Raw genomic sequence first — 11,656 nt, forward strand, 5'->3', positions numbered from 1 at the left:
GATTTTGCGCGTCACTCTCCGACTCCCCGGTCCCTCTGGCATTGCATCGGTTCCTACCCCGGTCCGACCGTGCTAGACAATCGGAATCTGCCCTCGAACGTCAGGCACCACCCTATGTTGGCCGAAATATGCCACGATGAAACCATGCTGATCACCGGTTCTACCGGCCGCATCGGCACGCTGCTGCGCAGGGCTTGGCAGGGCCCGGCAGGCCCGCGCCCGCTATGGTTGGCGCGTCGCTGCCCGGCGGATATCCTGTGGTCGCCGGGGGAGGCGCTGCCATCCGTGCTGCCCCGCTGCGACACTGTGATAGCCCTTTGGGGCCAAATTTCAGGCACATCCGAGGATCTTGCCGCCAATGTGACCCTCGTGCATCACGGCGCGAGCTTGGCCCGGGCCTGCGGTGCCCGGCGGATGCTGCATCTCTCCTCCGCTGCGGTCTACGGCCCCGGCACAGCCCTGACCGAGGATACGCCCCCCCGTCCCGCCAACGCCTATGGCCATGCCAAGCTGGCGATGGAAGAGGCGGTGCGCGCGCTGCCCTCGGACGAGACGCGCCATTGCTGCTTGCGACTGGCCAATGTCGTGGGGGCCGACAGCCTCGCCCCGGCCCTGCGCGCGGGCAAGGGCCCTGTACGGCTTGACCGCTTCGCCGATGGCACCGGCCCCCTGCGCAGCTATATCGCGCCCGGTGACCTTGCACAGGTGCTTTGCGCCTTGGCTCAGCTGCCGCCAGACCGTTTGCCCACGCGGCTTAATGTGACCGCGCCAGTGCCCGTGACCATGGAAAGCCTTGTGCGCGCTGCCGACCGGCCCCTCATCTGGCAAGAGGCCCCGGAAAACGCCGTGCAGGCCGTTACCCTTGATGGCAGCTCTCTTGCCGGTTTGCTTCCCTTTCTGTATCTGAAAGACACAGCACGCGCGATGATCGACGATTGGCACAGCTTGGAGATGGCAGCATGAATCCGGCTAAACGGGCCTTTGACGTGGGATTAGCCCTGCTGTTGATCGTGCTGCTGTCACCGGTCATGCTTGTGATCGCTTTGCTCATTGCGGTCTGCGACGGACGGCCCGTGTTCTACCTCTCGGAACGGATGAAAACGCCCGACACCGCGTTTTGCCTCTGGAAATTCCGCACGATGCGCGTGGTAGAAAACGATGCAGGCGTCTCCAGCGGCTATAAACAGCACCGCGTAACCCCTCTTGGACGCCGCCTGCGCGCCACCCGTCTCGATGAACTGCCGCAATTGCTCAACGTCTTGCGCGGCGACATGAGCTTTGTCGGCCCCCGCCCGCCGCTGCGCTGCTATGTTGAAAGCTGCCCTGAAATCTACGCCCGCGTGCTGGAAAAACGCCCCGGCGTTACAGGGCTCGCCACTCTTGTCTATCACCGCACCGAAGAAAAGCTGCTCTTGGCCTGCAGCTGCCACGAAAGCGGCGAGAGCACCTATGTCACCCGCTGCATCCCGCGAAAGGCCCGGCTCGACCTGATCTGGGCCCGCCACCAAAGCCTTTGTTACGATATCCGACTGATTTACCAAACTGTGATTCGTGTGTTCTCACGACGGCGAAGCTACCGCGTGAAGCGGGGCTGACCCCAAGAGCCACCCAACATCTTTTGCACATTTTTTGATCCAATCGGCTAAAACTTGCTCAGAAGCAGCGCATCTCTTTTCAAATCGCGATGAATCGGCATTCCTTAAGCCGCCGTGAATGCCTACAAACAGTTTGATTTCAATGTGCTTGATATCAGGGGATCGTGCCGTGCTGTACAAAACCGTCACCTCACTGAAACAGGGCCAGAAACAGGCGTTTTTCCTGACGCTAGACATGCTGATTGTGGTGCTGTCTTACGGCTTCTCTATGGTTCTGTTTCTGGGGCCCTCTGCCCTGTCGAGCAATCTCAGCGCCGCCTCCAACGATCTCTTTGCGATGATGTGCATCGCAGCCGCGCTCGCCACCTATTTCGGCCTGCACAAGGTCAAGCTGAAATCCTACGAAATGCAGGGCATGCTCAGCTCTGGCTGGGTGGCGCTGGCCATCACCGCCACCGGGCTTGCGTTTTCCGCCTTAGACCCAGACGTCACCCCCCCCGCCACGGTCTATATCGTCTGTGGCATGATGTTTCTTATCCTGTCCGTCACCTCTCGACTGGCGCTGCGCATCGCGCTTCTTCGAATCTACCGCAACGGCAACCGGCGCCTGCGCGTGCTGATCTATGGCGCAGGCCAGACTGGCCAACAGCTGGCCACGGCCCTTGCCACCGATGATGCCGTATTGCCCATGGCCTTTGTGGATGACGAACCGCGCCTGCAATCCCTGACCATCGCCGGGCTCAAAGTGCATAAATCCGAGGATTTGCCCGAACTTGTCAAACGCTATGACATTCAGCGCGTGATCCTCGCCATGCCCAGCGCCCCGCCCGCCAAACGCACCCTGCTGACGCGGCGCATCGCCGAACATGGGGTCGAGGTGCACGCCCTGCCCTCCTTTGCCGACCTGATCTCGAACGACGCCCATAGCCTCTATCAAAGCCGCCCGGTCGATCTGAACGAGCTTCTTGGTCGTGACGGTCTGGCCGACAAACTGCCGGGGTCGCGCGACAGCTACAAAGGGCGCTGCATCCTTGTCACCGGCGCAGGCGGCTCTATCGGCTCAGAACTGTGCCGCCAACTTATCGCCTATGAGCCTGCGCATCTCATCCTTCTTGACCACGCCGAACACGCCCTGTTCGAAATCGAGCGCGAATTGCGCAGCCTTGCACCTTTGATGCGGATTTCCCCTGTTCTGGGCTCGGTCTGCGAGAAATCCCTCGTCAACGTGCTCATGCAATCGCGCAAGGTGGAAATCGTGCTGCACGCCGCCGCCTATAAACATGTGCCCATGGTCGAATCAAACGCCATCGAGGGGATGCGCAACAACGTCATCGGCACGCGCACCGTGGCACAGGCAGCGCGGGACGCAGGCGTTGAACGCTTCATCCTCGTCTCCACCGACAAGGCTGTGCGCCCGGTCAGTGTCATGGGCGCATCCAAGCGCTTTGCCGAAATGATCGTGCAGGATCTCGCCACCCGCACCAGCACCACACGCTTTTCCATGGTTCGGTTTGGCAATGTGTTGGGCTCGTCCGGCTCTGTCATCCCGCTTTTTGCCGAACAGATCGCGCGCGGTGGGCCGGTCACGCTGACCCATGCCGATGTCACCCGCTATTTCATGACCATCCCCGAGGCCGCGCGCCTCGTGCTCTTGGCCGGCTCCTTTGCCCGCGGCGGCGATGTCTTCGTGCTCGACATGGGTAAACCCATCGCCGTGCGCGATGTGGCCCGCAAGATGATCGAAGGCTCCGGCCTGACCGTGTGCGATGCTGACAACCCCGATGGCGACATCGAGATCGAGATCACCGGTCTGCGCCCCGGCGAAAAGCTCTACGAGGAACTGCTGATCGGCTCTGACATGCTGACCACACCCCACCCCAAGATCTTGCGCGCCCAAGAGGGGCATCTGTCGGAAATCGAACTTGCCAAGGCGCTGAAATCCCTGTCCGAAGCGATCGAGACCCGCGATGTCGCCCTCTTGCGCAGCGTGTTGGCGCAATGGATCGAACAGATCGAAGATCGCCCCGACGCCACGGTCAATCAATAGGCCTCAGCCCGCCAAATCGCCAAACTTCCGGTCGAGATAATCCAGAAGTGGCCCCGCCGTCGGGGCCGCGCCACAGGCCCGCGCAATCACCTCTGCCGGCTCGAATAGCCCGCCATGCCGCTGCACCGCGCCGCGCAACCACACCGTCGCTTCGGCCAACTTCCCCCGTGCCAATTGCGCGTCAAGCCCCGGCACCGCGGCCTGCAACGCCTCAAAAAGACACCCGGCATAAAGGTTACCAAGGCTATAGGTCGGGAAATAACCAAACAGCCCCACCGACCAATGCACATCCTGCAACACGCCATGCGACGCGCGATCCACCGCATATCCGAAATCGGCGGCAAAGCGGTCGTTCCACGCCGCCTCAAGATCGGCCACGCTCAGATCCCCCGCGATCAAGGCCCGCTCCAGATCATAGCGCAACATGACATGCAGATTGTATTGCACCTCATCTGCCTCGGTCCGGATATAGCCACGATGCACCCGGTTCACGGCGCGATAGAATGTCTCTTCATCGGCAATGCCAAAATCGCCGAACCCATCGCGCATCCGCCCATAAAGCCAGCCACAAAACGCCCGGCTGCGCCCCAATTGGTTTTCATAAATCCGGCTCTGGCTTTCATGCACCCCCATCGACACACCCTGCCCAAGAGGTGTCAGGCGATAGGCCGGATCAATGCCCTGCTCATAGCAGGCATGCCCCACCTCGTGGATGGTGGAATAAAAACAGTTGAACGGGTCCACCTCGCTCACCCGGGTCGTGATGCGCACATCATCGCCACTGCCCGAACTGAACGGATGCACCGCCAGATCCAGCCGCCCCCGGCTTAGATCATAGCCAAACACCTGCGCCAGCTCCTGCGACAGCGCCAATTGCACGTCGCGGTCAAACCGCCCTTCCAGCCTAGGCCATTCCACCGCCAGCGCCGCGCCGCGCAGCGCCACCAACCGGGGCCGCATCTCGGCAAACATCGCATCAAGCTTGGCCGCGCTCATCCCCGGCTCGTAATCCTCAAGCAGCGCATCATAAAGCGTACCGCCCGCCGACAACGCCGCCGCTTCCTCGCGCTTGAGCCGCACCACCTCGGCCAGCACGGGCGCAAAGGCGGCATAGTCATCCGCCGCCCGCGCCTCGGCCCATTGCCCCTGCGCCCGGCTTGTCAGCCGCGCCAGCGCCACGGCCAGATCCCCCGGCACCTTGACCGCCCGCTCATAATCGCGCCGGATATGGCGCAACTGCGCCCGCGCCACAGGCTCGGTCGCCTGCCCCTCTGCCTCTGCCAGCACATCGCCCCGCGCCGGGTCCACCCGCCGCGCATGCAATACCGCCTGCATCGCACCTGATTCCTCGGCCCGCTGATCGGCGGCCCCGCGCGGCATCATGGTTTCCTGATCCCAGCCCAGCCGCCCGGCCACCTGCGCCAGCGCCTGCGTTTCGCGCTCGCGCGCCATCAGATCGTCATAGGCGCTCATGCTCAGGTTCCCCGAATGGATGTGGCGCGCGGATACTGGCTCAGGAACCGCGCCCGCAGGATCAACACCCAAAGGATGACCGCCACGAACTGATGCGCAATCGCCAAGTGCCACGGCGCGATATAAAGCACCGTCATGATGCCCAAAGCGATCTGGAACAAAAGCACGGCAAAGACAGCGTTGAACGCGCCCCGCGTGCGCTCATGCGCGCTCTTGCGCCCGCGCAACCAAACCACCACGGCAAAGGCGAGCAACAGATAGCCGCTCATCCGGTGAATGAACTGCACCGTCCCGGCGTTCTCAAAGAGGTTCCGCCACCATGGCTGCAATTCCATCATATCAGGCGGCAAAAAGCCCCCCGCCATCAGTGGCCAATCGGTATAGCTGCGCCCGGCATCAATCCCCGCCACCAGCGCCCCCAGCAGGATTTGCAGGAATGCGAAATGCATCAGCCCCGTCGACAGGCTATAGAGCTTCGCCTCACGCCCCCGCCGCGCCTGCATCAACTCGCGCTCCTCGCGCCCAAGCAGAAAGACGAACCACGCGATGACGCCAAGGATGACAAAGGCCAGCCCCAGATGCGTCGCCAACCGGTAAGAGGCCACCGCCACCATTTCGCCCGTCAGACCAGAGGATACCATCCACCAGCCGATGGCCCCCTGCGTGCCGCCCAGCGCACCCAGTAGCAGCAAACGCCCGCTCCACCCATTCGGGATCTGCCGCGCCAGCAAAAATCCAAAGAACCCCAAGGCCCAGACCAGCCCGATCACCCGGCCCAATTGCCGGTGGCCCCATTCCCACCAATAGATGAATTGGAATTCCGATAGGGTCATGCCCTTGTTGACCAACTCATATTGCGGAATGGCGCGGTACTTGTCGAATTCTTCCATCCAATGCGCCTCAGACATCGGCGGCAGCGCGCCCGTCACCGGCTTCCACTCGGTGATGCTAAGGCCACTGTCAGTCAGCCGCGTCAGCCCCCCCACCGCGATCATCACAACAACCAGCGCAAAAAGCACCATCAGCCAGACCCGGATCGCCCCCCGCGCGCCCCGACGGCCCGCGTCGATCATGCCGCCCTGCGGCACGGGCTTTACCGCCTCGGCCTGCCCCACCTCTTCGAAAATGCTGCGTTTTCCGCTCATCCCTCAGCCTCTTTTCCCTTGGCACCAGGCAACACTAGGGCTCAGCCCACCGTGCTTCAACCGCGCGCCTTCCAGCGGACCATCTGCCGCATCACACCGTGCAAGGTCTGCACATCGGCGCGCGTCATCGGCATCCGGCTCCACATATTGCGCAGGTTGGTTTTCATACTCTCGACCTTGTGCTCGGGGAAGAAAAAACCGGCCTCCTCCAGCCGCTCCTCATAATGCGCGGCCAGCGCCTCAACCTCGACCTGCGCGGCCCAGTCGGTCTTGGCCAGATCAACCCGCTCAGGCACCACCTGCCCCGCCGCGCGCTGCCATTCATAGGCCATCAAAAGCACGCATTGCCCCAGATTAAGGCTGGCAAATTCCGGGTTCACCGGCACGTTGATGATCGCATTGGCGCGGGCGATATCGTCGTTTTCCAACCCGGCGCGCTCGGGGCCAAAAAGCACCGCCACTTTTTCCCCAGCCGCAATTTTTTCCGCCGCCACCACCATCGCGCGCTCGGGGCTCAATACCGGCTTGGTCAGCCCCCGCGCCCGCGCCGTCGTGGCCAGCACATAGGTGCAATCCCCCACCGCTGCGGCCGTATCCGCAACCAACAGCGCCTCATCCAAAAGCCGCCCCGCCCCGCTTGCCATGGCATCGGCCTTGGGGTTGGGCCACCCGTCGCGCGGCGCAACAAGCCGCATCCGGTCCAGACCGAAATTCCACATCGCCCGCGCCGCCGCCCCGATATTCTCGCCCATCTGCGGACGCACGAGCACAAAGGCGGGTTGGGGTCGGTCGCTCGGCATAGGCACTCTCACTCCGGTGTCATGCAAGGGGGCCCGCCACCGGCAAGCCCCCTCTTTCATCGTTCTTCAAATACTCATCTCGCACCGCGCCCCAAGGGGGCACCGGATCGGATCACTCGGCCGCCTTGGTCGCAACCTCGCCGCCCGCATCGCCATTGGCCCCATTGCCCTCGGCTTTGGGGGCACGCTTGGCGCGTGGCTTGCGCGGGCGCTTGGCGGCAGCTTCTGGGGCCGGAGCCTCGGGCGCCGGGGCATCTGTCCCGCTTGCCTCTGGCACCGGGGCCTCCGCGCGCGGCTCTGGGGCAACAGCCCCAGCACCTGCATCGCCTGCGCGATCCTGTCCACGCCGCGGACCGCGGTCCGCCGAATGCGCCCGGCGGCGCGACGGTTCGGGCTGCGGCTTGCTTTCGGGCGTCTCGACCAGACCGATGTCGCGCTCGTCATAGCTGCCGATCACATCGGGCTGCGCTTGGGCTGCGGGATCCTGCGACACGGGCTGTTCACCCTCGTCGCTTTCACGCCCACCAGACCGCTCGGGGCGGTCGCGGTCGCGATCCTGTTGACGATCACGGTTGAAGCGCTCTTGCTCCTCGCGCCGCGCGTCCTGTTCCTTCTGCGCCTCGCTCAGCAGGCGCAGGTAATGTTCTGCATGCTGCTGGAAATTCTCGGTCGCAACCCGGTCACCCGCCAATTGCGCATCGCGCGCCAACTGGTTGTATTTCTCAATGATCTGCTGCGGTGTGCCGCGCACCTTGCCCTCTGGGCCGGAGCTGTCAAACACGCGATTGACAACGTTCCCGACGGTTCGATTGCGGTTCGGCTTGTTCCGCTGACGTGACTTCGATGATCTCATATGGTGCTGTCCAGCCCTGATGCTCAAAATGTTCGCTTGACCCGATGGGCGCCCCTTGCGCCGAATGAAACCGGATCGGACATGTTCTGGCTTGGTGTCAAGCGGGACCGCCCGATTGGGCATCCTCCGTCGTGACTGCTCCCCAATAAGCACGCGCCGCCCGACCATACAAGAGCAAAGCGGAAAATTTCCGCAAATCTCGCCAATTATGGCTCATTTCTGCGTGAGGTCCCCGGCCAAACCCCGCAGACCACCCGGTCGCGCCCTTCCAGATCGGGCCGGATCGTCACCGCGTCGAATCCCTCCGCACACAGCAGATCGGCCACCGCCGGCCCCTGTTTCCACCCGATTTCAACCATCAGACGCCCACCGGGGCTCAGATGCGCCCCCGCCCCCGCCGCAATCGCCCGATAGGCGGTCAGCCCATCCGCCTCATCGGTCAGCGCCCCGCGCGGATCGTGCTCGCGCACCTCGGGCATCAACCCCGCCATTTCCGCCGCCGCGATATAGGGCGGGTTCGACACGATCAGATCAAACACCCCGGCCACCCGCGCAAACCAATCCGAACGGCTCAGCGTCAAGCGCCCCGCCACCCCATGCCGCGCCGCGTTGCGCGTGGCCACGTCAAGGGCGGCATCGGACACATCCGTGGCCACGCCCCCCGCGTCCGGCCATTCCGCCAAAAGCGTCACCGCCAGAATTCCACTGCCCGTGCCAAGATCAAGCAAAGTCAATGGTTTGGGTCCAGCCAGCGCCTCGAAAATCAGGCATTCCGTTTCCGGGCGTGGATCAAGAACATCCGCTGTAACCTCGAATTCCCGCCCCCAGAACACCCGCCGCCCAAGGATCTTGGCCACAGGTTCGCGCGCCGCCCGCCGGGCAATCATGGCCTCGAACCGCGCCAAGGCCGCCGCGTCCAGATCCTCCCCCAGATGCAGCGTCAGACGGTCACGGGCGAGGCCCACCGCGCCCGCCAAAAGCGCCCGCGCATCGCCCGCAGCCCCCTCGATCCCCTCGGCCTCCAGCCGTCGCACGGCGCTTACCAGGGCGTCGCGCAGGATCACGACATCTCAGCCAGCAGGCTGGCCTGTGCATCCGCTGTCAGCGCGTCGATCACCTCGTCCAGATCACCGCCAAGAACCTGCTCCAGCTTGTAAAGCGTCAGGTTGATGCGGTGATCGGTCATCCGCCCTTGGGGGAAATTATAGGTGCGAATCCGCTCTGACCGATCGCCGCTGCCCACCTGCGCCGCCCGATTGGCAGAGCGTTCGCTGTCCACGCGATTGCGCTCCAAATCGTAAAGCCGGGTCTTCAACACCTGCATCGCGATCTCGCGGTTGCGATGCTGCGATTTCTCGGAACTCGTGACCACGATGCCTGTGGGCAAATGTGTGATCCGCACCGCCGAATCGGTGGTGTTCACATGCTGGCCACCCGCGCCAGACGACCGCATCGTGTCGATCCGCAGGTCATTGGCGTTGATCTGAATATCCACATCTTCCGCCTCGGGCAGCACCGCCACGGTCGCGGCAGAGGTATGAATACGCCCGCCGCTCTCGGTCTCGGGCACGCGCTGCACGCGGTGCACCCCCGATTCGAACTTGAGCCGGGCAAAAACGCCCTCACCGCCAATCCGCACCACCAATTCGCGGATACCGCCCAATTCGCTCTGCTGTTCTTCGATCACCTCAAAGGACCAGCCGCGCGCCTCGGAATAGCGCTGATACATCCGCATCAGGTCCGCCCCAAAGAGCGCCGCCTCCTCGCCCCCCGTGCCGGGCCGGATTTCAAGGATGGCAGGCCGCGCATCCGCCTCGTCGCGGGGCAAGAGCGCCAGTTGCAACCGCTGCTCCATCTCGGGCAACCGCGCCTCCAGCACCGCCACCTCTTCGCGCGCCAGATCGCGCATCTCGGGATCGGCCAGCATCGCCCGCGCACCGTCCAGATCGTTCACGGCCAGACGATAGGCCCGGATCTCTTCAACCACGGGCCTCAATTCGGAATATTCGCGGCCAAGGCGGGCAATATCGCCACCGCCCTGCATCATCTGCGCCTCGACATAGTCAAAGCGCTCCACGATCTGTTGCAATCTGTCCAAGGGTATCATGGGAATGATCCTCTGTCCCATCCTTGTGACTTGGTCAAGAGGTCTCACCTGTGCTAGAATTACGCCATGAAAGCGCTCCTGCCTCTTCTTCTGATCTGCGCCACCCCGGCGCTCGCCGATGCCACCATCGGGCGCAAAACGGTTGAATGCTACTGCACCGACAAAAGCGGCGCGCGCGTCGAGATGGGCGAGACGATCTGCCTTCATGTGGATGGCAATATGTTCATGGCGCAGTGCCAGATGTCGCTCAACGTGCCGATGTGGCGCAAGATCACGGATGGATGCCTATCCTCCCGCCTGCCCCAATCGCTGCAACCAGCCGTCGATACGGGCGGCGTTGACGCCCAGATCTGACTTGCCAAAGCGCAGACGCCCGTAAATCTCCAATTGCGCGCCGCTCTGCCGCACCGTCGTATAATCCGGAAAGCCAAAGAGCCGCGAGCGCGTGACATAGGTGATCATGCCCTGCGCCACATCCCCCGCCAAAACTTGGGTGCGCGGCGTGGCGCGGATGATCGCATCAAGCGCCGCCAAATCGCCGCTGACCACCCGCACGGCCCCGCCGTCCAGATCACCGGGGGATACGCTCTGCGGCATCCCGTGCCAGTGCTTTGGATCGGTCGGCGCAAGCCGCACATAGGCTGCGCCCGCGACCAGCGCCAAAAGCACCAGACCAAAGACGAGCTTCATCGCACCCCCTCAGCCAGCCTCACCCGGCCCGCGCCCCATCCACGGTCTCGGCCAATGCCTCGGCCCGCGCGGCGATCTCGGCCAAAGTCTCGACCACCTCATTGGGCACCACCGGCACCTCGATCCGCTGCGCCTCGGGCGCGGGCGCCGTGCGCATCTGGTCCAGCTCCGCCTCTTTCTCCGCCAACCGGTCCTCGGCCTCGCGCAGCTTGTCCTGCAAACCTGCGGTCTTGTCGGCCAGCATCAGACCCGCCATGAGCAACATGCGCGGCTCAGGAATGCGCCCGATCTGCGCCGCCAACACGGCGGCCTCCTCATCCAGCATCTTGGCTGCGGCATAGAGGTAATGCTCCTCGCCCGCCTGACAGGCCACCTCGAAATTGCGGCCCCCGATCTCGATTTGCACCTCAGGCATCCGATGTCTCCGTTTTCTCGTTCTGCGCCGCCGCCGGTTCTGCCTCGGCAATCACCTGCCCCAAGGCCGCCAGCACCGCCTCAACCTCGCCCCGATCCGCGCCCCGCGCGGCGCGCAGCCCCTCCAACTCGGCCATCATCGCCTTGTTGATCAGATGCGGCTCAGACACGCCCGCCACCTGCGCCTCGCGCAGCGTCTGATTGTTGTCGCGCAGCTGTTGATTGGCCTTGCGCAGCGCTTGCAGATCCGCGTCGAGCTTGCGCAGGCTCTCAGACCGCGCGCCTTCCGCCGCCTCTAGCTTGGCATGCAGCACCTTGATCCGCTCTTGCAACTGCGCATTGGCCAGTTGCTCCTCGCCAAGCTGCTCGCGCAACCGGGCCAGCTCTTCGGGATCTGCTCCCGCGTCCGGTGCGGCACCTGTCGCAGCCACGGGCCGCCCCTCCAGCCCCTGCGCGATGCGGTCCAGCGCCGCCGTAATCCGTGCCTGTAACTCGTTTATCTGGCTCATCCTCGAGGGTCCTCGCTTGCTTG

At 63.7% G+C, this 11,656-nt stretch carries 13 protein-coding genes; 4 read left to right on the plus strand and 9 right to left on the minus strand.

Annotation, left to right across the window (positions count from 1 at the left end):
* Positions 1–114 precede the first annotated feature (114 nt).
* From RAK1035_RS17455 to RAK1035_RS17465, 3 genes are all read left to right on the plus strand, one after another.
* A complete protein-coding gene (locus RAK1035_RS17455) occupies positions 115–963 on the plus strand; it encodes an NAD-dependent epimerase/dehydratase family protein (RefSeq protein WP_008282403.1) in 849 nt (282 codons plus the stop codon).
* A complete protein-coding gene (locus tag RAK1035_RS17460; protein ID WP_008282404.1) occupies positions 960–1,595 on the plus strand; it encodes a sugar transferase in 636 nt (211 codons plus the stop codon). The genes RAK1035_RS17455 and RAK1035_RS17460 overlap by 4 nt, the downstream gene beginning before the upstream one ends.
* 142 nt (positions 1,596–1,737) lie before the next feature.
* Entirely contained in the window at positions 1,738–3,642 is a 1,905-nt protein-coding gene (locus tag RAK1035_RS17465) for a nucleoside-diphosphate sugar epimerase/dehydratase (protein WP_112303111.1), read from the plus strand.
* 3 nt (positions 3,643–3,645) lie between these two features.
* On the opposite strand, the gene RAK1035_RS17470 is transcribed toward RAK1035_RS17465, so the two are convergent.
* The 6 genes from RAK1035_RS17470 to prfA all read right to left on the minus strand — a co-directional run bounded on the left by RAK1035_RS17470 (position 3,646) and on the right by prfA (position 10,020).
* Positions 3,646–5,115, minus strand: coding sequence for a carboxypeptidase M32 (locus tag RAK1035_RS17470; protein ID WP_008282406.1), 1,470 nt, complete (start codon positions 5,113–5,115; stop codon positions 3,646–3,648).
* 2 nt (positions 5,116–5,117) lie between these two features.
* Entirely contained in the window at positions 5,118–6,260 is a 1,143-nt protein-coding gene (ctaA, locus tag RAK1035_RS17475; RefSeq protein WP_112303112.1) for a heme A synthase, read from the minus strand.
* A gap of 56 nt (positions 6,261–6,316) precedes the next feature.
* Positions 6,317–7,060, minus strand: coding sequence for an RNA methyltransferase (locus RAK1035_RS17480; protein WP_008282408.1), 744 nt, complete (start codon positions 7,058–7,060; stop codon positions 6,317–6,319).
* A 112-nt stretch (positions 7,061–7,172) separates the two neighbouring features.
* Positions 7,173–7,913 carry a DUF4167 domain-containing protein gene (locus RAK1035_RS17485; protein ID WP_008282409.1) on the minus strand — a complete coding sequence of 247 codons (741 nt, stop codon included), beginning with the start codon at positions 7,911–7,913 and terminating at the stop codon, positions 7,173–7,175.
* A 206-nt stretch (positions 7,914–8,119) separates the two neighbouring features.
* Positions 8,120–8,977: a peptide chain release factor N(5)-glutamine methyltransferase gene (prmC, locus tag RAK1035_RS17490; protein ID WP_008282410.1), complete on the minus strand. Its 858-nt coding sequence runs from the start codon at positions 8,975–8,977 to the stop codon at positions 8,120–8,122.
* Positions 8,974–10,020 carry a peptide chain release factor 1 gene (gene prfA, locus RAK1035_RS17495; protein ID WP_037298501.1) on the minus strand — a complete coding sequence of 349 codons (1,047 nt, stop codon included), beginning with the start codon at positions 10,018–10,020 and terminating at the stop codon, positions 8,974–8,976. Before prfA ends, prmC begins: the two co-directional genes overlap by 4 nt.
* 66 nt (positions 10,021–10,086) lie before the next feature.
* Between prfA and RAK1035_RS17500 the strand changes: the two genes are divergently transcribed.
* Positions 10,087–10,374: a hypothetical protein gene (locus tag RAK1035_RS17500; RefSeq protein ID WP_037298504.1), complete on the plus strand. Its 288-nt coding sequence runs from the start codon at positions 10,087–10,089 to the stop codon at positions 10,372–10,374.
* Here RAK1035_RS17500 and RAK1035_RS17505 read toward each other — a convergent pair.
* The 3 genes from RAK1035_RS17505 to RAK1035_RS17515 are packed head-to-tail and all read right to left on the minus strand — an operon-like array spanning position 10,306 to position 11,633.
* Positions 10,306–10,710: a DUF1499 domain-containing protein gene (locus tag RAK1035_RS17505; protein ID WP_008282413.1), complete on the minus strand. Its 405-nt coding sequence runs from the start codon at positions 10,708–10,710 to the stop codon at positions 10,306–10,308. The two genes, RAK1035_RS17500 and RAK1035_RS17505, sit on opposite strands and share 69 nt — an antisense overlap.
* A gap of 19 nt (positions 10,711–10,729) precedes the next feature.
* The gene (locus RAK1035_RS17510) at positions 10,730–11,125 is read right to left on the minus strand and encodes a cell division protein ZapA (RefSeq protein ID WP_008282414.1); all 396 of its coding nucleotides are present in this window, start codon (positions 11,123–11,125) and stop codon (positions 10,730–10,732) included.
* Positions 11,118–11,633 carry a hypothetical protein gene (locus tag RAK1035_RS17515; RefSeq protein ID WP_008282415.1) on the minus strand — a complete coding sequence of 172 codons (516 nt, stop codon included), beginning with the start codon at positions 11,631–11,633 and terminating at the stop codon, positions 11,118–11,120. The genes RAK1035_RS17510 and RAK1035_RS17515 overlap by 8 nt, the downstream gene beginning before the upstream one ends.
* Positions 11,634–11,656 lie beyond the last annotated feature (23 nt).

The sequence above is a fragment of the Roseovarius sp. AK1035 genome (assembly GCF_003288315.1).
Lineage (GTDB): Bacteria > Pseudomonadota > Alphaproteobacteria > Rhodobacterales > Rhodobacteraceae > Roseovarius > Roseovarius mucosus_A.

Bases quoted from the DNA above. Each gene is read 5' to 3' on its own strand.
- RAK1035_RS17455 (WP_008282403.1), top strand. From the start codon at position 115: ATGTTGGCCGAAATATGCCACGATGAAACCATGCTGATCACCGGTTCT.
- RAK1035_RS17460 (WP_008282404.1), top strand. From the start codon at position 960: ATGAATCCGGCTAAACGGGCCTTTGACGTGGGATTAGCCCTGCTGTTG.
- RAK1035_RS17465 (WP_112303111.1), top strand. From the start codon at position 1,738: ATGTGCTTGATATCAGGGGATCGTGCCGTGCTGTACAAAACCGTCACC.
- RAK1035_RS17470 (WP_008282406.1), bottom strand. From the start codon at position 5,115: ATGAGCGCCTATGACGATCTGATGGCGCGCGAGCGCGAAACGCAGGCG.
- ctaA (WP_112303112.1), bottom strand. From the start codon at position 6,260: ATGAGCGGAAAACGCAGCATTTTCGAAGAGGTGGGGCAGGCCGAGGCG.
- RAK1035_RS17480 (WP_008282408.1), bottom strand. From the start codon at position 7,060: ATGCCGAGCGACCGACCCCAACCCGCCTTTGTGCTCGTGCGTCCGCAG.
- RAK1035_RS17485 (WP_008282409.1), bottom strand. From the start codon at position 7,913: ATGAGATCATCGAAGTCACGTCAGCGGAACAAGCCGAACCGCAATCGA.
- prfA (WP_037298501.1), bottom strand. From the start codon at position 10,020: ATGATACCCTTGGACAGATTGCAACAGATCGTGGAGCGCTTTGACTAT.
- RAK1035_RS17500 (WP_037298504.1), top strand. From the start codon at position 10,087: ATGAAAGCGCTCCTGCCTCTTCTTCTGATCTGCGCCACCCCGGCGCTC.
- RAK1035_RS17505 (WP_008282413.1), bottom strand. From the start codon at position 10,710: ATGAAGCTCGTCTTTGGTCTGGTGCTTTTGGCGCTGGTCGCGGGCGCA.
- RAK1035_RS17510 (WP_008282414.1), bottom strand. From the start codon at position 11,125: ATGCCTGAGGTGCAAATCGAGATCGGGGGCCGCAATTTCGAGGTGGCC.
- RAK1035_RS17515 (WP_008282415.1), bottom strand. From the start codon at position 11,633: ATGAGCCAGATAAACGAGTTACAGGCACGGATTACGGCGGCGCTGGAC.